Origin of the sequence: Moorena producens 3L, assembly GCF_000211815.1 — a bacterium.
GTDB classification, from domain to species: domain Bacteria; phylum Cyanobacteriota; class Cyanobacteriia; order Cyanobacteriales; family Coleofasciculaceae; genus Moorena; species Moorena producens.
In genome coordinates this window covers 1-1378 of the sequence record NZ_GL890885.1, presented here as the reverse complement: position 1 = coordinate 1378, position 1378 = coordinate 1, and the positions used below count along the sequence as shown (strand labels likewise).

The window sequence follows — 1378 nt, the reverse complement described above, 5'->3', positions numbered from 1 at the left end:
GACAGCTTGAGGAAATGCAACTTCAAGTATTGTATCAGGAAAAAATGGCTTCCGTCGGTCAATTGGCTACCGGAATGGCTCATGAAATCAATAATCCCCTGAATTATATTTTGAATGGTATCGTCGTATTGAGGAACTCAGTTAATCAGATGCATGATACCCGGGAGGGACGTCTCTCCAACCGGGAAGGTTTTGATAAGATCGTTGCGATCATCGAGCAGGGGGCCAGGCGCATTCATGAAGTCGTGCAGGAGTTGCAGGCCTTCAACGATTTTGGGAGCTCTAAACGAAAATGGGTGAACATCCACGATAACCTGGACCAGGTCGTTGATCTCCTGATGCCACAATTAAAGGATACCATAAAGATCACCAAATCCTATGATGACACGTTTGATATGGTGTGTTGTATTCCCCGAAAGATAAACCAGGTCTTTTTGAATCTTCTGACAAATGCTTCCTCATTTATTCCACCAGACAGGGCAGGGGAAATCGAAATACAAACGGAATGGGAAGAGCATTGGCTGGAGATCACTTTCAAAGACAATGGTGTCGGTATTCCGGAGGAATTTCAAAAGCACATATTCGATCCCTTCTATACCACCAAAGCCGCAGGAGCGGGCAAGGGAATGGGCCTTCCTGTCAGCTACAAAATTGTGGAGGAGCATGGTGGACAGTTGCTATTTGATAGCCATGAGCAATCAACCACCTTTCGCGTGATCCTGCCATTGGGTGATGAAGAGGATGATTAATGGGTCTTGTTATGTAATGCCCGCCCTTTTCCGATCAATAATAACAAGCCTCCAATAATTCCTACTAATGCTCCTAATTGCGGTTTATTTGAAAAAGAGGTTAAACTGGTGATGATGAAGGTTAAACCAATGATGGAGAGGTATTTCATGATGCTTGATTTATGTCTTTTCATTTTCGGAAGCCGCCGAACTGAGCTCCGACAGGCATTGCTGTAATTCGTTTAAGTGTCCTCCATATTTACCGTACTGTCCCTGCCTGGCGATGAAATAGATGATAGGAATACTGGAGAGGGTGATGCCCGCCAGGATCAATAGCCGATGGTCCCATACAAAAGCGGAATCCCAATACAATTGGACATAGGTGATCCATGATACAATGATGGGCGCACCGATGGTATCACTAAGCATACTGGCCTTCATGACACTGTGAAGTCGCAGGATCGTGTCTTTTAAGGCTTCACGTATGTTATTAGCGGAGGTCTCCAAAACCTGTAATTGGTGGAATTGCTGCCGGTTGAACCAGGCAATGAACAGAATGAACATCGACATGAATATCATCATGTAATACCGGACATGGTGTGGGACGTACGAGTCCAGTAGCGATGTTTCTTTGGCTTTTACAAACAAGG

3 protein-coding genes are annotated in these 1378 nt (G+C 44.9%); 1 reads left to right on the top strand and 2 read right to left on the bottom strand.

The annotated features are described in order from the left end of the window. On the top strand, positions 1-749 hold a 749-nt coding region (locus LYNGBM3L_RS12955; protein ID WP_008183574.1), incomplete at its 5' end, for a sensor histidine kinase. Here LYNGBM3L_RS12955 and LYNGBM3L_RS47320 read toward each other — a convergent pair. Both LYNGBM3L_RS47320 and LYNGBM3L_RS12950 read right to left on the bottom strand, forming a co-directional pair. Further along, on the bottom strand, positions 746-898 hold the full coding sequence (locus tag LYNGBM3L_RS47320) for a hypothetical protein (RefSeq protein WP_165691891.1): 153 nt from the start codon (positions 896-898) through the stop codon (positions 746-748). The genes LYNGBM3L_RS12955 and LYNGBM3L_RS47320 overlap by 4 nt on opposite strands. 10 nt (positions 899-908) lie before the next feature. Then, the coding region (locus tag LYNGBM3L_RS12950) for a hypothetical protein (protein WP_044492985.1) at positions 909-1378 on the bottom strand (470 nt) is incomplete at its 5' end.